This is a genomic window from Paenibacillus sp. NPDC055715, from assembly GCF_053617595.1.
In genome coordinates this window covers 471,525-492,420 of sequence record NZ_JBSHGA010000001.1, presented here as the reverse complement: position 1 = coordinate 492,420, position 20,896 = coordinate 471,525, and the positions used below count along the sequence as shown (strand labels likewise).

Here is a 20,896-nt window from a genome sequence, read left to right as displayed (position 1 = left end):
CTCTTTTCCTCCTTAGGTGTAAGAATCAGGACCGCGCTTGTCCGCCCGGGTCTGTACTTTTATTGTATGGGCGCTACCAACGCGGATATGATAAAATAGTTTGAAGAAAAACAAGCGGTGGAAGGAAGAGAAGCGCATGAGTTCATTTGTGCATTTGCATGTTCACAGCGAGTACAGCCTGCTGGACGGCGCGGCTCGTACCGCGGAGTTGGTCAAACAGGCATCAGCTTACGGAATGAAGGCACTGGCCCTTACGGATCACGGGGTGATGTATGGTGCCATTCCTTTTTATAGAGCGTGTGTGGAGAACGGCATTAAGCCGATTATCGGGTGTGAGGCCTATATGACGGCAGGCTCGCGCAAGGAGCGTGGCAGCCGGAAGGATCAGCCCATATATCATTTAATTTTGCTCGCCAAAAATAAAACAGGCTATCAAAATCTGATGAAGCTGTGCTCTATCGGCCATTTGGAGGGCTTTCACTACAAGCCGCGCATCGACATGGAAGCGCTAGCTACCCATCATGAAGGCATCATATGCTTGAGCGCATGTTTGGGCGGTGAAGTGCCGCAGCATTTGCTGCATGGCCGGGAAGCCGAAGCAAGGCGGGCGGCGGAACGCTACCGCAACATATTTGGCGATGATTTTTATTTGGAGCTTCAGGATCACGGTCTGTCGGAGCAAAAGCGCGTAAATCCTCTTCTGATCGCGTTGGCGAAGGAACTGGATATTCCGCTGGTAGCGACGAATGACGTTCATTACCTGACCGAGCCGGATGCGGATGTACAAGACGTTCTGATCTGCATTGGAACTGGCAAGACGGTCGACGACGAGGAGCGTTTGCGTATACCGACACGTCAGTTGTACCTGAAAAGCCAGGAGGACATGGCCCGTTTGTTCCCGCATGTGGCGGAAGCGATCGACAATACGGTGCGTATTGCTGAAAAGTGCGAACTGGAGCTGGAATTTGGGCAATCTATTTTGCCTGAATATCGTCCGCTGCCAGAAGGCATGACTCCTTCGTCCTATCTACGCAGTTTGTGTGTGCAAGGGCTGGAGCGTCGTTATGGGAGTGATCTGGCGTGGGAACAATCGGAGGAACGGGAACGGCTGGAGCAGCGGCTCAGTTATGAGCTGAACACGATTGACAGTATGGGGTTCAGCGATTATTTCCTGATCGTGTGGGATTTTATCGCTTTCGCTCATAAGCATAATATTGCTACTGGCCCGGGACGGGGTTCCTCAGCGGGCAGTCTGGTCGCTTATGTTCTTCATATCACGAATGTTGATCCGATGAAATATAACCTGCTGTTTGAACGGTTTCTGAATCCTGAACGAATTAGCATGCCGGATATAGATATTGATTTCAGCGATGAACGTCGGGATGAGGTTATCGACTATGTCGTGCAGAAGTATGGCAACGAGCATGTAGCGCAAATTATTACCTTCGGAACGCTGGCGGCCAGAGCCGCAGTGCGTGACGTTGGGCGTGCGTTGAACGTGCCGTATGGCGAGGTGGACAAGGCGGCCAAGCTGATTCCGGCGCAGCTCGGAATTAATATCCGTCATGCGCTTGAGATCACCCCGGAGCTGAAGACACTGTATGAAACTAAGCCCAAGACGCGCGAGCTGCTGGATATGGCGATTAAAGTAGAAGGCATGCCACGTCATGCTTCGACCCATGCAGCGGGTGTCGTCATTTCGCGGACTCCGCTGACCGATGCAGTTCCGCTTCAAGAAGGGAGTGAAGGGGTTCCCCTGACGCAATACTCGATGGAAAACCTGGAGCGAATTGGTCTGCTGAAAATGGACTTTCTTGGACTGCGTACTCTCTCTATTATTGAACGCTGTATGCATTGGATTACCGAAGAACATGGGGAAACGCCTGACTTTAGCAGCATCCCTGACAATGACCCCCATACCTATAACATGCTGGGCAAAGGTGACACAGGGGGTGTGTTCCAGCTGGAGTCGGCGGGGGTACGCCGGGTGCTCAAGGATCTAAAGCCAAGTGTGTTCGAGGATATCATTTCTGTATTGGCTTTGTATCGTCCGGGTCCAATGGGCTTTATTCCTAACTTTATTCAGGCCAAGCATGGAGAGATTGAGGTTCATTATCCGCATCCTGATCTGGAGCCCATCTTGAAGGATACGTACGGCATTATCGTGTATCAGGAGCAAATTATGCAGATTGCTTCGCGTATGGCGGGCTTTTCCTTGGGAGAAGCTGATCTGCTGCGCCGCGCCGTGTCCAAGAAAAAGCGCGAAGTGCTGGACCTGGAGCGTGGTCATTTTGTGGAGGGCAGTGTCAAGCAGGGGTACACGGAAGAGGAAGCCGGAAGGGTCTACGATATGATTGTCCGTTTTGCGGACTATGGATTTCCACGTGCACATGCGGCTGCCTATGGTGTGCTGGCGTTCCAGACGGCGTATCTCAAAGCCCATTATCCGGTGCAGTTTATGGCTTCCATGCTGACAGCGGTGATGGGTAGCCACCGGAAAGTGGCGGAATATGTCGTGGAATGCCGTCGTATGGATATGGCAGTTCTGCCGCCTGATGTGAATGAAAGCGGGGTGCTATTTACCCCGTTGCAGCAGGATAATATCCGCTTCGGACTGGCCGCGATTAAAAATGTCGGCACGCAGGCGATGGACAGTATCCTCGCCGTTCGCAAAGAGCGTCCTTTTGACAGCCTGCTCGATTTTTGTCGCCGCGTGGATTTGCGGGTGTGCAATAAGCGAGTGATTGAATCGCTCATTCAGGCAGGAGCGTTTGACTCGTTGCCGGGTCATCGGGCGCAGTTGCTTGCCATGCTGGATGAAACGGTGGATGCGGCGGTCAAATGGCGCAAGGAACGTGATGATTTGCAAATTGATATGTTCGGTTTTGTGGAAATGCCCCATTGGGATATCGAATATCCCGATGTACCGAAATTCAGTGCGGGTCAGCAGCTAGAGCTGGAACGTGAGCTGTTGGGACTGTATCTTTCCGGGCATCCGCTGGATGATTTTGAGCCGTTGCTGGAAAGCAGCGATGCAGAGCGTCTGATGGAATTGGGCGATGTGCCGGATGAAGCGGTTGTCGTGACCGCAGGTATGGTTGTGTCGCTCAAGACAATTACGACCAAACAGGGGAAGGCAATGGCCTTTATTGAGCTGGAGGATCAGATTGAGCGCTGCGAGGTCGTGTTGTTTCCCGAAGTGTGGAAGCGAAGCCACCAGTGGATTGAAAAGGGAGCGCTGCTTGCGCTTCGTGCCAAAATGCAGCACCAGGACGAGCATTTCAAACTCCTTGCGGACGAGGCCGCCCCGCTGGCTGAGGATTCGCTGGCGCGGCTTCTCCAGCGCCGCCGTGCCGGAGCGCGTTCGTCCACCGCGGCCGGAAAGCCCGCGTCAGCGGCTGGCTCTGCCGCTGGCAGTCCCGGTGGGGGAACGCCGCGCGCGCCGTCGAGGCCGTCGGCAGCCGGGGCGTCTGCGCAGCCGACTACGGCACCAGCGGTCCCGCCCGTTTCGGCGGCTCGCCAGGCCACGGGCACTTCGCCGCACGTCACGGAAGCGACTCCCGGCGAACAAGCCCCCGCTCCGCGTAGCCCGGAGCAGACAGCCCGTCAGCGGGTGTTTGTCAAAATCACCCGCCAGGCCGAGGAGGACGCCAGCTTGCTGGTCAGCCTCAAGGCGCTGCTACAGGAGCATCCCGGTGTGTTGCCTATCGTACTCTTTTATGAGAGCAGTCAGCGTTTGCTGGCGTTGAGTGATGCTTACAGCATCAAGCCTTCTCCTCAGCTTTTCGACCGGATGGAATTAATGCTGGGTGCAGGCACGGTGAAAGTCAAATAATAGTTACAGGCTAACCCGCCCTTATTGTAACGGTTTAATGAACATTTTCCTTCCCTTCCGCATACACTTGGAACACTGGCGGAACAGGAACATCAGTACTTATCTAACATCATAAGGTTCCGCAAGGTGGAAGACAGAACTGTATGGTGAAGGCGGGAGGGAAATCATGTCCTATGAATACGCAGAAACCCTGTTAATTCGCAGAGGCATTAGTATTGAGTCCATTGCGGACATTGTTTTTCAGCTTCAGCTAAAATATTACCCTCATTTGACCCTTGAAGAATGTGTGGACAGCGTAAAGGCAGTTTTGCAGAAGCGGGAAGTGCAGTATACGCTGTTCACGGGGATTGCGCTTGATGAGCTGGCCGAAAGAAAACTTCTTCCCCAGCCGCTGCAAGCCATTATGGAGGCAGATGAACCCCTGTATGGAGTGGACGAGACACTGGCCCTCGGGATAACGAGCGTATATGGTATGATTGGCTTGACCAGCTTTGGTTATCTGGATAAAGAAAAGACGGGAATCATTGAACAGCTAAACCGTAAAGGTAGCGGTATTCATGTATTTCTGGACGATCTGGTCGCCGGATTGGCTGCTGCCGCTTCTTCGCGCATTGCTCATCGCAGCCTTCATGCCAAGCAATACCCCGCGTCATTGGACACTTGATTCACCTGCACGAACAGAGTTAATGATTTTCTGGGCCCTCTGACCGATCTTCACCAAGTAGGAGGGCTTTTGTTGCGGGAAAAAAGTAAGGTATGTTATCATGAATCTATTATATGGGCTCAAAACTTGAGGCTTAGGGGGTAGAAACAAGGCATGTGGACGGTGATCTATATTGCACCGACGGCCAGACTGGCTGACATGATTAAGTTCAAACTGTCGGAAGAAGGTTTCATGGTGCAGGCCCGGGCCATCAGCGCGTCCAAGCAGCAGTTTGAGATACTTGTGCCTTCGGGTGAAGTCGAAGAAATACAGGAAGTGCTTAATTCGATTTTGCGCCCTTGAGTACGGAGCGGTGGAAGTGATACAGCAGCATGAATGGAACGAAGGATGCACGATTGGCGGTAATGTTTTGCAAAACAGGCGTTGACGTGTTTATAAACATAATGCTAGAGGTGCCGCACAGACGGCAGAGGACCTTGTATCGGTTACGGCTGACAAATAAACGGCTGGAGAGGTGTAGTTGTGTTTAAAGATTTATTCCAAAAGAAGCGTAAATACGCGACCATCCCTTCGAAACGGGCGCTGAGCGGCGATCAAGCGGACATACCGGATCGTCCTAAACGGGAAATTCCCGAAGGTCTTATGACCAAATGTGGCAAGTGCGGAAGCATTCAATACAGTAAAGAGTTGGAAAAAAATCTGAAAGTGTGCCCGATGTGCGGATACCATATGCGTCTTAACGCTATGGATCGTATCCGCATGGTGCTCGATGAAGATACATTTACAGAATATGATGCCGATATGATTTCGGTTGATCCGCTGGGTTTTCCAGGTTATGCAAGCAAGCTGGAACAGCAGATGCTGAAATCCGGTTTGCGAGAGGCTGTCATTACGGGCGATGGGCTTATTCATGGGCTTCCGGCTGTTGTTGCAGTGATGAGTTTTGACTTTTTCACCGGCAGCATGGGGTCGGTCGTCGGGGAGAAAATTACCCGCGCCATTGAGCAGGCGATAGACAAGCGTCTTCCGCTTATTATTTTCTCCACTTCTGGTGGGGCGCGTATGCAGGAAAGTATTTTGAGCCTGATGCAGATGGCCAAAACAAGTGCGGCTCTCGCTCGTATGGACGAGCAGGGATTGCTCTATATTTCCGTTATCACCGATCCGACTACAGGTGGAGTATCCGCCAGCTTTGCTACGCTTGGAGATATTAACATCGCGGAGCCGGGGGCAGTGTTCGGTTTTGCCGGACGTATCGTGATCGAACAGACGATCAGACAGAAGCTACCGGACGATTTTCAAACCTCCGAATTTAATTTGCAGCACGGACAATTGGATATGGTTGTACATCGCAAGGAACTGCGCGATACACTTGGCCAACTGCTCGATTTGCACAGCGCGAAAGAGGTGGAATAGATGGCTGGCGAATTGCCTTATGAAAAGCCCCTGGTCGAGATGCGACAGAAGATTGAAGAACTCAAGCAATTCGGACGGGACAAGCAAATTGATTTTACCGATGAAATTAACCGTCTGGAGGAACGTTATCTCCAGATGGAGGAAGAAATATATACGAACATTACAGCACCGCAAAAAATGCACGTGGCTCGTCATCATCAGCGGCCGACATCGCTTGATTTGATCGGGCAGGTGTTTACGGATTTCATTGAACTGCATGGCGACCGCCTGTATGGCGACGATCTGGCGGTCGTGGGTGGAATTGCCAAGCTGAATGGTATTTCGGTAACCGTCATTGGGCAGCAACGTGGCAAGGATACGAAGGATAACATTGCGCGGTTTTTCGGGAGCGCGCACCCGGAGGGATTCCGTAAAGGCTTGCGTCTTATGCAGCAGGCTGACAAATTCAAACGCCCAATCATTACATTTATTGATACGAAGGGCGCTTATCCGGGTAATACAGCAGAGGAGAGAGGTCAATCGGAAGCGATTGCCCGCAATTTGCGGGAGATGGCAAAGCTTTCGGTGCCTGTTATTTGTGTGGTCATCGGCGAGGGTGGAAGCGGCGGCGCGCTTGCGTTTGCCGTCGGCAACCGTGTGCTGATGCTGGAGCATGCCATTTACTCGGCCATTTCTCCAAATGGAGCGGCTTCGATTCTGTGGAAGGATGCTTCCAAGGCGGATCAGGCTGCCGAGGCCATGAAGATTACGGCGAATGACCTCCTGCGCATGAAGGTTATTGAGGATATCGTGCCGGAGCCGAAGGGGGGCGCGCATCGTAACTATGAAGTAACCGCTGCTGCTATCAAGGAGTCGCTGCAACGCCACTTGGCCGACCTTTTGAATATGAACTGTGACGAATTGAGGGAAGATCGGTATCAAAAATTCCGAAAAATAGGTCAATATAACTATTTAAAAACTTCAGAACCAGACCCCATGTTGTAATACGCTAGAAACGGGAAAATAGATGTGACGAACTTCCTATACAAATAGGAAAAAGTGTAGTAGATTTAATAGTTGGGAAAAGATATAAAGTAGCACCTTTGAAAAGGGAGGAAAAACCCAAATGCGCAAAACTAAGATTGTATGTACCATCGGTCCTTCCAGTGAGTCATTGGAGAATTTGAAGAAGCTGATTTTGGCTGGTATGAACGTAGCCCGCCTGAATTTCTCTCACGGTGATTTCGAGGAGCATGGCAACCGGATCAAAAATATCCGCCAAGCTTGTAAGGAGCTTAACAAAAGCGTTGCTATTTTGCTCGATACGAAGGGGCCGGAAATCCGGACAGGAAAGCTCGAAGTTGAACCTATTGAGCTTGTTCAGGACGAGTATATTACGCTGACAACGGAAGAAATTCTCGGTACGAGAGATCGTATTTCCGTTACGTACCAGGATCTTCCCTCGGACGTGGAGCCCGGCTCCACCATTCTGATCGACGATGGTCTGATCGGACTCACCGTTATTGAAGTATCGGGCAGTGAAATCAAATGCCGCATTGTCAATGGCGGAACGATCAAGAGCAAGAAAGGCGTCAATGTTCCCGGCGTGAACATTTCCTTGCCTGGCATTACAGAAAAGGATGCTAACGACATCACTTTCGGTATTGAACAGGACGTTGATTTCATCGCAGCTTCTTTTGTTCGTAAAGCGAGTGATGTACTGGAAATTCGTGAATTGCTGGTGAAGCATAATGCAAATCACATTCAAATCATTTCCAAAATCGAAAATCAGCAAGGTGTCGATAATTTGGACGAAATTTTGGAAGCTTCGGATGGCCTGATGGTTGCCCGTGGTGACCTCGGTGTTGAAATTCCTGCTGAAGAAGTACCATTGGCGCAAAAATTGATGATTACCAAGTGTAATGTAGCGGGCAAGCCTGTTATTACCGCAACACAAATGCTGGATTCCATGCAACGTAACCCGCGTCCGACTCGTGCGGAAGCGAGTGACGTAGCGAATGCCATTTTTGACGGAACAGATGCCATTATGCTGTCCGGCGAAACAGCTGCGGGTAGATATCCGGTAGAATCTGTATTGACGATGTCCCGTATTGCAGAGAAAGCAGAATCCGCTCTGAACTACCGCGATTTGTTCCAAAAACAAAGAACGGCTCAGGAAGTTAGTATTACGGAAGCGATTAGCCAATCCGTTTCTATTTCTGCGCTTGACCTACATGCCAAAGCGATCCTGACGTCCACACAAAGCGGAACAACGGCACGTATGATTTCCAAATACCGTCCAGAAGCTCCGATTATTGCTGTGACAACGCAGGAAAGAACAGTTCGCCACTTAGCTCTGATCTGGGGCGTACATGCAGTACAAGGCAGACCCATCGTTGACACAACAGACAACCTGTTTGACAATGCGCTGGAAGGCGGTCGCAAATCTGGTTTCATTAAAGAGGGCGATTTGGTTGTGATTACCGCAGGTATACCGCTCGGTTCTTCTGGATCTACGAACCTGATTAAAATTAGCTGCGTTCCAGCACAAGCGTAACTTTAGCTTGTTCGGAATGACAGACAAGCTGCATCTTTTAGGTACAGCAGCGAGAGCATTCAAGTCATTTATGACTTGGATGTTCTTTTTTTATGCTCTCCAGTTTCTAATCTTTCAAACCTTCTAAGCGTGTAAAATCTAGAAATGCCTGCTGGATCATGCTGAGGCTAGTATCGCGTTGATACAGTATATATATGTGATAACGTTCATTCTTCCCCGCAGCATCAGGCCAAGGAAGCCACTGCACAGACGGAGCGCCACTGTCACTGTTGCGAACGCCACAGGCAGGAAAGAAGGCAAGTGCTTCTCCGTAACTTACCACCTGCTTTACCGCCTCCCATGAATTCATTTCCAGATGGGGCTTGATCAGTGAGGAATACGGATCTACAACAGATGTCCCGCTATATCTCACCCATGTATGCTTGTCCAGCATTTCAGCCCCCAAAACGTCCGTTGGCTTGGAGGTATGCTGCACAGACACAGACCTGATAACTCCAATCCGATCCGAAGCGACAGGCTCTACCATCGTATGCTCGGGAGGATGCCCTCCATCATCCAGAAAAGCAAAATCAATCTCTCCCTGTTTTAGCAGCTGTCTGATTTTATCCGGGGATTGAATCTCTAGCCGAATTTGGCATTCGGGATATTGTTGAGCAAATTTAGCAATCATAGAGGGGAGTATATACGTGCCAGAGATGGACTCGGCGCCTAAATGTAATTGTCCCTGCGACTGCTCTGCCAGTTCATTCACTGTTTGTCTTGCTTCTTGCTCCAGAGCAACCATCTGCTTGGCATAAGGCAGCAGCTTTTTCCCAGCTTCGGTCAGCATAATCCTTCCTTGTTGGGAGACGAACAGGGAGACCCCCAGATCCTTCTCCAGACTTTTCATATGGAAGCTGACGGTAGGCTGTTTCATTTGCAATGCCTCGGCCACATCCGTCGCTTTGTGGAATTTGTTGATCATCATCAAAATGCGCAATTTTAAAATATTCATGGACTTGAACAGCTCTCCTTAAATGGTATTCATGTATAAAAATCAACTATAGATTAATTATATACACAAAAACAATTTATCTATCAATATTTTATATTTCTTTTACAAAACCAAGTCGTTCATCTAACATTCCGAGCCTACAATGTAAAAGTGTTGATGGTCATAAATAAAAAACCGTCACTTAAATAAGGGGAGGACAATAAAAAATGTTAAAAAAATGGCCGTTCATTCTGATGACTCTCACCATGGTATTTGCACTTGCAGCTTGCGGATCGGGTAACAATGCTGCACCACAAGGAGACGCTGCTACAAGAACAGACAATAAAGCAGCTGCTGAACTGACAGGTAACATTCTGGCTGTTGGCTCCACTGCCCTTCAACCATTGGTAGAGCAAGCGGGACAAAAATTTATGGCTGTAGATAAATATAAAGAAATTGCAGTTCAAGTGCAGGGTGGCGGTAGCGGTACTGGCTTGACTCAAGTTTCCGGCGGACAAGCGGATATCGGTAACTCCGATGTGTTTGCAAAAGAAAAACTGGAGAGCGGCGCAGATGAACTGGTCGATCACCAAGTAGCTGTTGTAGCTATGTCAGCAGTAGCGAATTCTAAAGTAGGCGTAGCAGATTTGAAGAAAGATCAATTGGTACAAATTTTCACAGGTAAAATTACCAACTGGAAACAAGTTGGTGGCGCAGATCAAAAAATCGTTATCGTAAACCGTCCAAGCAGCTCCGGTACTCGTGCAACATTTGAAAAATACGCTTTGGGACAAAAAACGGAAGATCTGCCAGGCTCCATTCAGGAAGATTCCTCCGGTACTGTGAAAAAGCTGATTGCTGAAACACCGGGTGCTATTGGTTACCTGGCTCTGTCCTACATCGACAACACAGTAACAGCATTGAAATACGATGGTGTTGAAGCTAACGTAGAAAATGTAGAGCAAGGTAAATATCCAGTATGGGCTTACGAGCATATGTACACCAAAGGTGAGCCAAAAGAGCATGTAAAAGCATTCCTGGATTACATTCTGTCTGATGAAATCCAAAAATCCGATGTCGTAGACCTGGGATACATTCCAGTAGCAGGTATGCAAGTTAAACGCGATGCTGACGGTAATATTACGAAATAAGGAGATATACATCTCCTGTTCGGATGAAATGCAGCTAAATGCAAAGTTATATTCACGGAAAAGAGGCGGACTAGCGTCCAGCCTCTATTCTTCCGTTAAAGGAGTCACAGTATGGAACCAATTGAAGGGAAGGCATACATGGAACAGAATAAACGATTCCGAGGTATGAAAGAAAGACATTACTGGGAAGAATGGACCGGCCGCATTTATACGTCGGTTTGTGTCGTTTTTTTGGTTGCAGTTATTGTCTCCATCGTATTTTTTGTCGCCTCCAAAGGTGTAGCTACATTTGCGGTGAATGGAGTCAGTCTACGCGATTTTTTCTTCGGTACCCGATGGAGCCCGGATGGTGAACCCAAATCCTTTGGGGCGCTTCCGTTCATTATCGGTTCTTTTACCGTAACTGTCCTGGCGGCTTTAATCGCCAGCCCGCTCAGTTTGTGCGCGGCTTTATTTATGACGGAAATCGTACCGAAATCCGGTAAACGTATCCTTCAGCCTGCGATTGAATTGTTATCCGGTATTCCGTCCGTAGTGTACGGCTTTGTTGGCTTGACTGTGATTGTTCCGTTGCTGCGGAACGTGTTCGGGGGACAAGGTATCGGGATTCTCGCTGGCTGTCTCGTCTTGTCTGTAATGATTTTGCCGACGATTACGAGTATTATGGCGGATGCGTTGTCATCCTTGCCGGGTGGTCTGCGCGAGTCTTCTTACGCACTGGGCGCCACTCGCTGGCAGACGATTGCACGCGTCATTATCCCGACGCTGCTGCCTGCTCTGTTAACAGGAATTATTCTCGGTATGGCTCGTGCCTTCGGGGAAGCGCTGGCTGTACAGATGGTGATCGGGAATGCTCCGCATATACCGCAATCCTTGCTGGAATCCGCTTCGACCTTGACCAGTGTCATTACACTTAGCATGGGCAATACAGCTATGGGCTCCGTTCATAACAATGCTCTCTGGAGCATGGCGCTTGTTCTCCTGCTCATGACATTCATCTTCGTGTTGCTGGTAAGGCTACTTGAAAGGAGAAACCGGATTTGATGAAAGCTAAAACGACCGACAAAATCGCTACATTTGTAATCTGTTTCTTCGCGTTGTTCATTGTCGCACTTCTGGTCGGATTGCTGGGATTCATTTTGACACGCGGAGTCAGTCACATTTCTTTTGACTTTCTGACCAGTGCTCCCCAGACGTTACGCGCAGGTGGAGGCATCGGCCCGCAATTGTTCAATTCGGTATTTTTACTTATTTTAACCTTGATGATCACCATTCCGATTGGCTGGGGTGCTGGTATATACATGGCGCAATATGCGAAGCCGGGGAGAATTACAGACTTCATACGACTTGTCGTCGAAGTATTGTCCTCATTTCCGTCTATTGTCATCGGTTTGTTCGGACTTTTACTGATCGTAAATACGTTTAATTTTGGCTTCTCCCTGTTGTCAGGGGCGTTAGCCTTAGCTGTATTCAATCTGCCGCTGATGGTTCGGACGACAGAACAGGCTTTTCGGGCAGTGCCCAAGGAGCAGAAGGAAGCCGGACTTGCGCTCGGGTTGTCCAAGTGGAAAATCATTACCTCCATTTTGCTGCCTGCTGCGCTGCCGAGCTTGATTACAGGGACGATTTTGGCCGCGGGCCGCATTTTCGGGGAAGCAGCAGCGTTGCTGTTTACTGCCGGGATGAGTACGCCGCCGCTTGATTTCACCGATTGGAATCCATTACATGCCAGATCGCCCATTAATCCGATGCGTCCTGCCGAGACACTGGCTGTGCATATCTGGAAGGTTAACAGTGAAGGCATCGCTCCTGATTCCAAGGATATTGCCGCAGGCGCTTCCGCGGTATTGGTGCTGCTCGTACTTGCCTTCAACCTGATCGCAAGATGGTTCGGAAGAGTTGTCTACCGCCGCCTGACAGCTGCCAAACGGATGGATTAGAAAGGGGATGGGAAACATATGGAACAAGTCATTACGCGAACGGCAACACCTGCAACATCCATACAATCTACGCGCTCGGAACAACTTGCAGGGCAACCTCCACAACCCTTCAGTACCGAGGATTTAAGCATCTATTACGGCAGCTTTGAAGCTGTGAAAAAAGTAAATCTGGCCTTTCCTGAGCAGACAGTGACAGCTCTGATCGGGCCTTCTGGCTGCGGTAAATCGACCTTTTTACGCTCCCTCAACCGGATGAACGACGAGATTGCGTCTTCTTCTACGACAGGGCACATCTGGATGGATGGACAGGATTTGACCGCGCCGGGCACAGACGTGATCAAGCTGCGTCAGCAAATTGGAATGGTGTGGCAGCGGCCTAACCCGTTTTACAAATCCATTTACAATAACATCGCCTTCGGTCCCAAATACCGGGGTGTTCGCAAAAAGAAACAACTTGATGAAATCGTCGAAAGCAGTCTGCGTAAAGCGGCGTTATGGGATGAGGTCAAGGACCGTCTTCATGATTCCGCCCTGGCATTGTCTGGTGGACAGCAGCAGCGGCTTTGTATTGCGCGTGCGCTATCTGTCCAACCGAAAATTTTGTTGCTTGACGAACCAGCCTCCGCGCTGGACCCTGTGTCTACAGGCAAGGTGGAAGAGCTGATTACCGAGTTGAAAAAAGAGTTGCGCATCGTCATCGTAACGCACAATATGCAGCAGGCCGCACGAATTTCCGATTACACTGCTTATTTTTATATCGGGAGTCTGGTTGAGCATGGCAAAACGAATGATATTTTCACTAATCCTGAAAATGAGCTGACCCAGGAGTACATTATGGGGCGCTTTGGATAAGCGAGGCCTTACTATATATGAGATAGGATAAATCCTCTTACTAATCTAGTATTAGTAAGAGGATTTATTATTAGTTTAGTAAACTTTCTCAATTGTATATAATAAAGCATTGCTTGTTTGGGTATGTTTTCATACAATACATGTGTTTAATAGTTTTTGAGGTACCCACAATCAAATTAAAGGAGAGGTTTGGAATGAGGTTAAATGTTAAAGCATCTGTTAAATGGATCGCTCTTTCAGGAATGGCGATTACGGTAACAACGGTGCTTGTTAACCCTTCATGGGCGGCAGCGCAGCAGGAAGCAACGGATACGGGAGCGAATGTTACCCAAGCAGTGTACGGTGATACGGCCATTTATAGTAATTCTGTTGCACCCTTCACTAGCGTAAGTGCGAGCAGTTTTCTGGACAAGTATCGTGATTTCAGCAAATTTTCTACGGGCAACATATCCAAGAATACCAAACTGGCCTTGAATATCGTATCATGGCAAATGCCGCATGGTGGATTCTTCAAAGCGATGGAAGAGAATTATAAATCCAAGTGGGATGGCAAAGCTGCACGCTCCTCATGGGTGAACAAGGATGGCGTGGAACTGGGGACGTTTGATAACGAGGCCACGACAACCGAAATTCGCTTTTTAGCGGATGTATACAAAAAAACAAAAAATAAAGACATTAAGAACAGTGTACAAAAAGCAGTTGACTTCGTTTTAGCCTCCCAATATCCCTCCGGTGGCTGGCCGCAAGTATACCCTAAACGTGGTAATTATTCTGATGCCGTAACTTACAACGATGATGCGATGGTTAGAGTTATGGTTTTGGCTGATGACATTGTGAACAAGAAGCAGCCGTTTGATAGCGATATTCTGGACAATACATATCGCTCCAGACTTCAGCAGGCTCTTAATATAGCTGTACAGTATACGCTTAAAGCTCAAATTGTAAACAATGGCACGCCGACGATCTGGGGTGCACAGCATGATCCGATTACTTATGCATCTGTTGCGGCCCGAGCATTTGAGCTTCCTTCCAAAACAACTACGGAATCGGTAGGCATCACGGCCTTCTTGATGTCCCAACCGCAAACAGCTGAGGTGAAAAAGGCAGCTCAGAGCGCCTTGAAATGGTTTGACGCTAACCGGATCGACGGTATCAAATACAATCGTCAAGGTCCGGAGTTTTTCCAAAAGGACGCATCGAGCGTAATGTGGTATCGTTTCTACAATGTGGAAGACAATAAGTACTTCTTTTCAGACCGGGATGGCAAAAAGTATACGGATATCATGAAAATTAGCGAGGAGAGACGACTTGGTTATTCTTGGGCGGGAAGCCAGGCTCAGAGCTTGCTGAAGCTGGCTTCGGACAGCGGATATTACAAACTGTCCAAACCGTTGCCCAAATGATAAGATCATCATTATAAAATACTTGAGAGGGCGGAACCATTACGGTTCGGCCCTCTTTTTGTTCCGAGGCGGTAAATATGGTTTAATGGAGACAGGGCGAAAATAGAGATAAAGATGCGCACAGATAGGAGAGCTTGTATGACACAAGAGGAGAAACAAACGGAATTACGCTGGTATGGAGCACCGCTACGTGTCCGTTATCAGGAAAGCGACCAAATGGGGGTCGTGTATCATGCCAATTATCTGAACTGGTTTGAGATCGGGCGTACCGAAATGATCCGGCAGGAAGGCTTTAACTATCGGAGCATGGAGGAACGAGATGTTCTGTTGCCCGTTATCGAAATCAATGCGAAATATGTGAGTCCTGCCCGATATGATGATTTGATTACCATTTATACCGCGATTACAGACTTCTCCAGACTGCGTCTGAATTACACTTATGAGGTCCGGCGTGTAACAGCCGAGGAGCATCAAAGCCAGGTGGGAAAGGTGTGGACACAGGCAGACACACTGCCGGGAGAGCTGCTCGTAACCGGGATAACACGCCACGTATGGGTGAGCACTGAATGGAAGCCCGTCCGACTGGATCAGGCGCTGCCTGAGTTGTATACCGCCCTACGGTCTGCTATGTCAGGCGGGGAGGGATAGAAAACATGATGATGCGCAAACGTCTGTGGCTGTTGCTGCTGATTATCCCTCTGGCTGAGCTGTACGGGTTCGTATGGGTAAGTCACTGGATTGGAGCGGGTAAAACCATTCTGCTGATCATTCTGACGACCCTGATCGGAGCCGCTATGATGCAATTTGAAAGCCGCAAGGTCATTGCCGATGCGAAAAATGAAATGAATCGGGGACAAATGCCCGGCCGCAAAATGCTAGATGGATTATGTGTCTTTTTCGGTGGGAGCTTGCTGCTTATCCCTGGATTTTTAACGGATATTATCGGTTTTACACTGGTTTTCCCTTTGACCCGTGCGTTGTACCGACGCTTTTTATTGAAATGGCTGGAGAAAAAAATAAAAAACGGCAATATTACGTTTCGGCGGTTTTAACGTAAGCTGCCGTTTTTCCTACTCACATGATCTTAACGGACTCTTCCGGCAAGAATATAGTTGCGCAAGTCCTGAATGACATTGGCGCGATTCAGCGCGTCGATTACAATGAGGGACACAGGTCCGATAATCAGTCCCAACACACCAAACAGCTTGAGTCCGATGAACATCCCAATGAGGGTGGGAAGCGGGTTCAGGCCCACGCTGCTGGCCAGCACTTTAGGTTCTACAATTTGCCGTCCAACCAACAGGATGATATAGAGGATCGACAATCCTACCCCTAATGCCAAATTACCCGACATATATGCATATAAAATCCACGGAATCATCACAATGCCAACCCCTAAATAAGGAAGCAAGTCCACCAGCCCAATCATCAAACCGATGGTAAAGGCGGATTCCACACGCAATATGAACAGTCCAATAATGACGGTTACTGCGGTGATGGAGATTATAATAAATTGCGCGCGCAAATAACCAAACAATGCCTTGCGCAGATCGTGCCAAATCCCCGACAGGGGCTTGCGAATCGTATCAGGAACCGTATTCGAGAGCATTTGGCTATGTTGGTCCCAGTCCTTACTAATAAAAAATGCCGCTAATACAATAACCATCAGCACCGCGCCCATATTAGGTAGAGAGGTCAGCAAATTCAGAATACCATTAAAAAATTGGGCAACCAGTGTGGTGACAGCCGAACTGACCGTTTGGGTTGTTTTATCAATATTGCTGTTAATCGTATGGTAGTAATCGGGGTTATTCCGGATAAAATGGTTAATTTCATTAATTACATTTTGGATCAGATCGCTCTGAGTCCAGTCGATAAACAGGCTTTTAAAATGTTCAATATGCCCGTCAAAGGTCATGGTGAGCCTGATGACCTCTCGAACCATCCGTGTTATGGCCGCAGAGAGGACAACGGCGATTCCACCCAAATATACAAATAACGAGACCGTGACAGCCATCCAACGTGGCAAGCGGGCCTGGCTGCACAGAAAGTGAACGAGCGGATTCATGGCATAGGACACAAGCCAGGCGAACAGGAAGGGATAGATGAGAGGGAACAGCACGTATATGCCCAGCAACAGAGCTGTAATCACGACTACGACCCACAGAGCGCGAAATATGCGATTCAAGATCAACCGACTCAAGCTCTCACGGCTCCTTTCTTTTACAGTTGTATTCCATGAAATAAGTGCTTTACTATACATATGCGAGAAGAGGGTAAGACAAGACCTATGTAAAAAAGTGCAAACGGAATAATAAATTTTGTAAGGGTCTCGAAAATTTCTTTAATAGAAGCGATAAAACATTTGAATGTGTTGGAATAGCCTTAAATGTTCACATAAACGACAAAATCCAGTATAGTAAAAGAAGGTTTAAATATTGACATATGTCGTTAAAATTACTCAGCTATTTAAAAGGTATATCTTACTTTTGAAAATGTTTACACTGCAAGTCCGTTCACAATGTTTTTACAAAGGAGAGATGTAACGATGACAGCGACTAAAGGTCTGGAAGGGATCGTGGCGACCACTTCCTCCATAAGCTCTATCGTAGATGGCGTTCTCACGTACCGGGGTTATAACATTGATGATTTGGCTGTTAACGCCGCTTTTGAAGAGGTAGCTTATTTGTTGTGGTTCGGAAAATTGCCTGATCAAGCGCAATTGCAGGAGCTTCGCAACCAGTTAAGCGAATACGCTGCTATTCCAGATGAAATTATTACTCAATTAAAGTTGTACCCGAAAGGTTTGAGCACGATGGCTGCCTTGAGGTCAGCCGTATCATCTCTCGCTTTGTATGACCCAGAGGCGGATGATATGTCCAGAGAGTCCAATGTGACCAAAACCATCAAGCTTCAGGCGCAATTGCCCACAATTGTGGCAGCCATAGCACGTATATGTGAGGGTTTGGAGCCAATTGCGCCTAAAAAAGGTGTTTCCATTGCTGAAAACTTTTTGTATCAGCTGACCGGCAAGGACCCGGAAGAGACGGCTATCAAAGCGTTCGATCAGGCTCTTGTGCTGCATGCCGATCATGAATTGAATGCATCGACCTTTGCTGCGCGTGTAACGGTAGCAACACTGTCCGATATTTATTCCGGCATTACGTCGGCAATCGGAGCTTTGAAAGGACCACTGCATGGCGGGGCCAACGAAGCTGTTGCCAAAACTCTGGAGGAAATTGGCGGTTTGGATCAGGTGGATTCGTTTATTCAGGACAAACTGGATAACCGCGAAAAAATTATGGGATTTGGACACCGTGTCTATAAAAACGGTGATCCGCGTGCCAAGCATCTGCACAATATGTCCCGCGAGCTGGGCGAAATGAACGGCGATACCACGCTGTTCGATATTTCGGTTCGAATCGAGGAAATTATGATAGGACAAAAGGGCTTGAAGCCGAATGTTGATTTTTACTCTGCCTCTGTTTATACCCAGTTGGGTATCAAAAGAGACCTGTTCACATCGATCTTTGCCGTGAGCCGTGTATCCGGATGGACTGCGCACATTTTGGAGCAGTACGAAAATAACCGTCTGATCCGTCCGCGTGCTGAATACACAGGTCCGATTGACCAAAAGTATGTGTCTCCGGAATCGCGCTAATCACTTGTTGTAGGAATATTGAGGTTGTGTACCCTGAATTTTAAAAATAGAGTACAATAGAGGGGACGGCGGAAGATGGGCGTTTTTTGTCTGCGATAGAATCGTATCTTTCGCCCTGTACTCATTCATATCTGAGGAGGAAAAGGAACTTATGGCGAAATTTGAAAAGTTTGAGCTCCCAACTGAAGGCGAAAAAATTACGATTGATAACGGTCAACTACAGGTTCCGAATCATCCGGTTATTCCGTTTATCGAAGGCGACGGCACAGGCCGCGACATCTGGAAAGCATCCAAGCGCGTACTGGATGCAGCTGTAGATAAAGCATATAACGGCACCAAAAAGATTGCCTGGTATGAAGTATTCGCTGGTGAGAAAGCTTTCAATACATACGGCGAGTGGTTGCCTAACGATACTTTGGAAGCCATCCGTGAGTATATTGTAGCCATCAAGGGGCCGCTTACGACACCGATTGGTGGCGGTATTCGTTCCTTGAACGTGGCATTGCGTCAAGAGCTGGATCTGTACGTATGTCTGCGTCCTGTTCGCTATTTTAACGGTGTTCCGTCTCCGGTGAAGCGTCCTGAATTGGTAGACATGGTTATTTTCCGAGAGAATACTGAGGATATTTATGCTGGTATCGAGTATGCCGAAGGCTCCGAGGACGTGAAAAAAGTCATTCAGTTCCTCCAGCAAGAGCTGGGTGTGAACAAAATCCGTTTCCCTGAAACGTCAGGTATCGGGATCAAGCCGGTTTCCTCCGAGGGTTCCAAACGTTTGGTGCGTGCAGCCATTCAGTATGCTGTTGATCACGGACGCAAGAGCGTAACGCTCGTACACAAAGGAAACATTATGAAATTTACCGAAGGTGCCTTCAAAAACTGGGGTTATGAAGTGGCTGAGGAAGAATTTGCAGATAAAGTATTCACTTGGGCTCAATATGATGCAATCAAGGAAAAAGACGGTGAAGATGCGGCAAATGCAGCTCAAACAGCAGCTGAAGATGCAGGCAAAATCATCATCAAGGATGCGATCGCTGACATTGCACTTCAACAAGTGCTAACTCGTCCATCCGAATTTGATGTTATTGCTACGTTGAACCTGAACGGGGACTATCTGTCCGATGCGCTGGCTGCTCAAGTCGGTGGAATTGGTATCGCACCGGGTGCGAACATTAACTATGTAACTGGGCATGCTATCTTTGAAGCTACACATGGCACAGCGCCAAAATATGCTGACAAAGACGTCGTGAACCCTGGTTCTGTTATTTTGTCTGGCGTGATGCTGCTTGAGCATTTGGGCTGGCACGAAGCGGCAAACCTGATTTACAAAGGACTGGAAACGTCCATTAATCAGAAAATCGTAACGTATGACTTTGCCCGTCTGATGGAAGGCGCTACACAAGTAAAATGCTCCAAGTTCGCAGATACCATTATTAGTAACCTGTAGAGAGGGGAATGCCACGTGACCATTCAACGTAAAAAAATATCCATTGTTGGCGCCGGTTTTACCGGTGCCACTACGGCATTGCTGCTGGCTCAGAAGGAGCTAGGTGATATCGTTCTGATCGACATTCCGCAACTTGAGAATCCGACCAAAGGCAAGGCGCTTGATATTTTGGAGGCCAATTCGGCACAGGGGTTTGACAGCCAGGTCACAGGCACTTCCAATTATGAGGATATAGCCAACTCAGATATCGTCATTATTACAGCGGGGATTGCACGCAAGCCGGGCATGAGCCGTGACGATTTGGTAAATACGAATGCAGGGATTGTAAAATCCGTATGTGAAAACGTGAAGAAGTACGCGCCGGATTCTATCGTCATTATTCTGAGTAATCCGGTCGATGCCATGACCTATACCGCATACCAAACGCTCGGTTTCCCGAAAAATCGGGTCATCGGCCAATCTGGTGTGCTGGATACAGCGCGATATTGCACCTTTATTGCACAGGAACTGAACGTATCTGTCGAAGACGTGCGTGGCTTCGTATTGGGTGGTCACGGTGATGATATGGTGCCGCTGGTACGCTATTCTAGCGTTGGTGGTATCCCTATCGAAACTCTGATTTCGAAGGAACGTATCGAAGCGATCGTACAGCGGACGCGTGTTGGCGGTGGTGAAATTGTTAACTTGCTGGGCAATGGTAGCGCGTACTATGCCCCGGCAGCCTCGATTACGCAGATGACAGAATCGATTATAAAAGACAAAAAACGTATTATCCCGGTCATTGCCTATCTGGAGGGCGAGTACGGTTATCAGGACTTGTTCCTCGGCGTACCAACACTTCTTGGTGGTAGTGGCATCGAAAAGGTGTTCGAGCTGGAATTGACCGCCGAAGAAAAGGCAGAGCTTGACCTATCCGCCGAATCGGTCCGCAATGTAATTAAAGTAGTCACCTTATAAGCTCGCTTATCTATTAAAACGTATGCATTTGTCAAAAGGGTGTCCCAAAGCCATAGTGTTG

General features: G+C 48.4%; 18 protein-coding genes. 16 read left to right on the top strand and 2 right to left on the bottom strand.

Going from position 1 to position 20,896, the window contains the following annotated elements:
* The first annotated feature begins 136 nt into the window (after window positions 1–136).
* The 6 genes from ACWGOO_RS02295 to pyk all read left to right on the top strand — a co-directional run bounded on the left by ACWGOO_RS02295 (window position 137) and on the right by pyk (window position 8,451).
* The gene (locus ACWGOO_RS02295) at window positions 137–3,835 is read left to right on the top strand and encodes a DNA polymerase III subunit alpha (RefSeq protein ID WP_452481144.1); all 3,699 of its coding nucleotides are present in this window, start codon (window positions 137–139) and stop codon (window positions 3,833–3,835) included.
* A 166-nt stretch (window positions 3,836–4,001) separates the two neighbouring features.
* Complete coding sequence (locus tag ACWGOO_RS02290) at window positions 4,002–4,499, top strand: phosphatidylglycerophosphatase A family protein (RefSeq protein WP_452481142.1); 498 nt, start codon at window positions 4,002–4,004, stop codon at window positions 4,497–4,499.
* Between the two features lie 153 nt (window positions 4,500–4,652).
* Window positions 4,653–4,841, top strand: a complete 189-nt coding sequence (locus ACWGOO_RS02285) for a glutamate decarboxylase (RefSeq protein WP_452481140.1) — start codon at window positions 4,653–4,655, stop codon at window positions 4,839–4,841.
* A 180-nt stretch (window positions 4,842–5,021) separates the two neighbouring features.
* Complete coding sequence (accD, locus tag ACWGOO_RS02280; protein ID WP_452481138.1) at window positions 5,022–5,915, top strand: acetyl-CoA carboxylase, carboxyltransferase subunit beta; 894 nt, start codon at window positions 5,022–5,024, stop codon at window positions 5,913–5,915.
* A complete protein-coding gene (locus tag ACWGOO_RS02275) occupies window positions 5,916–6,899 on the top strand; it encodes an acetyl-CoA carboxylase carboxyltransferase subunit alpha (protein ID WP_452481136.1) in 984 nt (327 codons plus the stop codon).
* Window positions 6,900–7,020: 121 nt separating this feature from the next.
* A complete protein-coding gene (gene pyk / locus ACWGOO_RS02270) occupies window positions 7,021–8,451 on the top strand; it encodes a pyruvate kinase (protein WP_452481134.1) in 1,431 nt (476 codons plus the stop codon).
* A gap of 106 nt (window positions 8,452–8,557) precedes the next feature.
* Here the strand turns inward: pyk and ACWGOO_RS02265 are convergent, their stop codons facing one another.
* On the bottom strand, window positions 8,558–9,445 hold the full coding sequence (locus ACWGOO_RS02265; RefSeq protein WP_452481132.1) for a LysR substrate-binding domain-containing protein: 888 nt from the start codon (window positions 9,443–9,445) through the stop codon (window positions 8,558–8,560).
* Between the two features lie 206 nt (window positions 9,446–9,651).
* Between ACWGOO_RS02265 and ACWGOO_RS02260 the strand changes: the two genes are divergently transcribed.
* The 7 genes from ACWGOO_RS02260 (at window position 9,652) to ACWGOO_RS02230 (ending at window position 15,822) form a co-directional block, all read left to right on the top strand.
* Window positions 9,652–10,575 (top strand): phosphate ABC transporter substrate-binding protein PstS family protein, encoded by a 924-nt coding sequence (locus ACWGOO_RS02260; RefSeq protein WP_452481130.1) that lies wholly within the window; start codon window positions 9,652–9,654, stop codon window positions 10,573–10,575.
* Between the two features lie 111 nt (window positions 10,576–10,686).
* Window positions 10,687–11,619 (top strand): phosphate ABC transporter permease subunit PstC, encoded by a 933-nt coding sequence (gene pstC / locus ACWGOO_RS02255; protein ID WP_452481128.1) that lies wholly within the window; start codon window positions 10,687–10,689, stop codon window positions 11,617–11,619.
* Window positions 11,619–12,515, top strand: coding sequence for a phosphate ABC transporter permease PstA (pstA, locus tag ACWGOO_RS02250; protein WP_452481595.1), 897 nt, complete (start codon window positions 11,619–11,621; stop codon window positions 12,513–12,515). Before pstC ends, pstA begins: the two co-directional genes overlap by 1 nt.
* A gap of 18 nt (window positions 12,516–12,533) precedes the next feature.
* Window positions 12,534–13,367, top strand: a complete 834-nt coding sequence (gene pstB, locus ACWGOO_RS02245) for a phosphate ABC transporter ATP-binding protein PstB (protein WP_452481126.1) — start codon at window positions 12,534–12,536, stop codon at window positions 13,365–13,367.
* Between the two features lie 194 nt (window positions 13,368–13,561).
* Window positions 13,562–14,770 carry a pectate lyase gene (pelA, locus tag ACWGOO_RS02240; RefSeq protein WP_452481124.1) on the top strand — a complete coding sequence of 403 codons (1,209 nt, stop codon included), beginning with the start codon at window positions 13,562–13,564 and terminating at the stop codon, window positions 14,768–14,770.
* A 138-nt stretch (window positions 14,771–14,908) separates the two neighbouring features.
* A complete protein-coding gene (locus ACWGOO_RS02235; protein WP_452481122.1) occupies window positions 14,909–15,418 on the top strand; it encodes an acyl-CoA thioesterase in 510 nt (169 codons plus the stop codon).
* A gap of 5 nt (window positions 15,419–15,423) precedes the next feature.
* On the top strand, window positions 15,424–15,822 hold the full coding sequence (locus tag ACWGOO_RS02230; RefSeq protein WP_452481120.1) for an FxsA family protein: 399 nt from the start codon (window positions 15,424–15,426) through the stop codon (window positions 15,820–15,822).
* A 32-nt stretch (window positions 15,823–15,854) separates the two neighbouring features.
* On the opposite strand, the gene ytvI is transcribed toward ACWGOO_RS02230, so the two are convergent.
* Entirely contained in the window at window positions 15,855–16,973 is a 1,119-nt protein-coding gene (ytvI, locus tag ACWGOO_RS02225) for a sporulation integral membrane protein YtvI (RefSeq protein ID WP_452481118.1), read from the bottom strand.
* A gap of 345 nt (window positions 16,974–17,318) precedes the next feature.
* Between ytvI and ACWGOO_RS02220 the strand changes: the two genes are divergently transcribed.
* From ACWGOO_RS02220 to mdh, 3 genes are all read left to right on the top strand, one after another.
* Window positions 17,319–18,431 (top strand): citrate/2-methylcitrate synthase, encoded by a 1,113-nt coding sequence (locus ACWGOO_RS02220; protein WP_452481116.1) that lies wholly within the window; start codon window positions 17,319–17,321, stop codon window positions 18,429–18,431.
* 151 nt (window positions 18,432–18,582) lie between these two features.
* Window positions 18,583–19,878, top strand: coding sequence for an NADP-dependent isocitrate dehydrogenase (gene icd, locus ACWGOO_RS02215; protein WP_452481114.1), 1,296 nt, complete (start codon window positions 18,583–18,585; stop codon window positions 19,876–19,878).
* 15 nt (window positions 19,879–19,893) lie between these two features.
* Window positions 19,894–20,835, top strand: coding sequence for a malate dehydrogenase (mdh, locus tag ACWGOO_RS02210; RefSeq protein WP_452481112.1), 942 nt, complete (start codon window positions 19,894–19,896; stop codon window positions 20,833–20,835).
* Window positions 20,836–20,896 lie beyond the last annotated feature (61 nt).

Excerpts from the sequence above, each read along its gene's own strand:
- ACWGOO_RS02295 (WP_452481144.1), top strand. The coding sequence starts at position 137 with ATGAGTTCATTTGTGCATTTGCATGTTCACAGCGAGTACAGCCTGCTG.
- ACWGOO_RS02290 (WP_452481142.1), top strand. The coding sequence starts at position 4,002 with ATGTCCTATGAATACGCAGAAACCCTGTTAATTCGCAGAGGCATTAGT.
- ACWGOO_RS02285 (WP_452481140.1), top strand. The coding sequence starts at position 4,653 with ATGTGGACGGTGATCTATATTGCACCGACGGCCAGACTGGCTGACATG.
- ACWGOO_RS02275 (WP_452481136.1), top strand. The coding sequence starts at position 5,916 with ATGGCTGGCGAATTGCCTTATGAAAAGCCCCTGGTCGAGATGCGACAG.
- pyk (WP_452481134.1), top strand. The coding sequence starts at position 7,021 with ATGCGCAAAACTAAGATTGTATGTACCATCGGTCCTTCCAGTGAGTCA.
- ACWGOO_RS02265 (WP_452481132.1), bottom strand. The coding sequence starts at position 9,445 with ATGAATATTTTAAAATTGCGCATTTTGATGATGATCAACAAATTCCAC.
- ACWGOO_RS02260 (WP_452481130.1), top strand. The coding sequence starts at position 9,652 with ATGTTAAAAAAATGGCCGTTCATTCTGATGACTCTCACCATGGTATTT.
- pstC (WP_452481128.1), top strand. The coding sequence starts at position 10,687 with ATGGAACCAATTGAAGGGAAGGCATACATGGAACAGAATAAACGATTC.
- pstA (WP_452481595.1), top strand. The coding sequence starts at position 11,619 with ATGAAAGCTAAAACGACCGACAAAATCGCTACATTTGTAATCTGTTTC.
- pstB (WP_452481126.1), top strand. The coding sequence starts at position 12,534 with ATGGAACAAGTCATTACGCGAACGGCAACACCTGCAACATCCATACAA.
- pelA (WP_452481124.1), top strand. The coding sequence starts at position 13,562 with ATGAGGTTAAATGTTAAAGCATCTGTTAAATGGATCGCTCTTTCAGGA.
- ACWGOO_RS02235 (WP_452481122.1), top strand. The coding sequence starts at position 14,909 with ATGACACAAGAGGAGAAACAAACGGAATTACGCTGGTATGGAGCACCG.
- ACWGOO_RS02230 (WP_452481120.1), top strand. The coding sequence starts at position 15,424 with ATGATGATGCGCAAACGTCTGTGGCTGTTGCTGCTGATTATCCCTCTG.
- ACWGOO_RS02220 (WP_452481116.1), top strand. The coding sequence starts at position 17,319 with ATGACAGCGACTAAAGGTCTGGAAGGGATCGTGGCGACCACTTCCTCC.
- icd (WP_452481114.1), top strand. The coding sequence starts at position 18,583 with ATGGCGAAATTTGAAAAGTTTGAGCTCCCAACTGAAGGCGAAAAAATT.